The sequence below is a fragment of the Caulobacter sp. genome (assembly GCF_017744445.1).
Lineage (GTDB): Bacteria > Pseudomonadota > Alphaproteobacteria > Caulobacterales > Caulobacteraceae > Caulobacter.
The window spans coordinates 1-801 of the sequence record NZ_JAGIBH010000076.1 but is presented as its reverse complement, the minus strand read 5'-3'; the positions used below and the strand labels follow the sequence as shown (position 1 = coordinate 801).

The following is an 801-nucleotide window of genomic DNA, read 5'->3' as shown; positions in this document are numbered from 1 at the left end:
GAGCGTGTACGGCGTGCGTCCGTCGTCCAGGGCGAATTCCAGCGAGGCGGCGTGCAGGAACAGCCGCCGCAAGCCCGCCTTGTCGCGCAGGCGCTTGTTGGCCTCCGGATCACCGTACTTGTCGTCGCCGGCCACCGGATGGCCGATGTGCTGGGCGTGGACGCGGATCTGGTGGGTGCGGCCGGTGTCGATCCGCACCTCGCAGTAGGACTGCCCGCCACGCCGTTCCAGCATCCGGAAGTGGCTCAGCGACGGCTTGCCCGCCGGGTCGACCTGGACGTGGCGCTCGCCGCCCTGGCGCAGGCCCACGTGCAGGGCTGCGTCCACACTCATCGTGCCGTCCGGCATGCGCCCGGTGAGCAGGGTCAGGTAGCGCTTGCGGATGCCGCCACCCGCGCCGCCTTCACGCATCAGTGCCTGCAGCTCGGCCAGCGCCGAGCGCTTCTTGGCCACGATCAGCAGCCCCGAGGTGTCCCGGTCCAGGCGGTGGGCCAGTTCCAGGGTGTGGCCCGGGCGCAGCGCGCGCAGGGTCTCGATGGCGCCGAAGGAGATGCCGCTGCCGCCGTGGCTGGCCACGCCGGAAGGCTTGTCCAGGGCCAGCAGGCGGGCGTCCTCGAACACGATCGCCGCCTCGATCCGCTGCAGCAGGCCCGGCGCCGGGGTACCGCGCTCGGCCTCGCCCTCCAGCCGGACCGGTGGGATCCGGACCTCGTCGCCGGCCGCCAGCTTGCGCTCGGCCTTGGCCCGGCCGCCATTGACCCGGACCTGGCCGCTGCGGACGAGCTTGTAGACCAGGCCTGT

At 72.8% G+C, this 801-nt stretch carries 1 protein-coding gene; it reads right to left on the bottom strand.

Annotated features, from left to right (window positions below; all coding sequences use genetic code 11):
- The coding region (locus tag J7528_RS23700; protein WP_291879768.1) for an RluA family pseudouridine synthase at window positions 1-801 on the bottom strand (801 nt) is incomplete at both ends.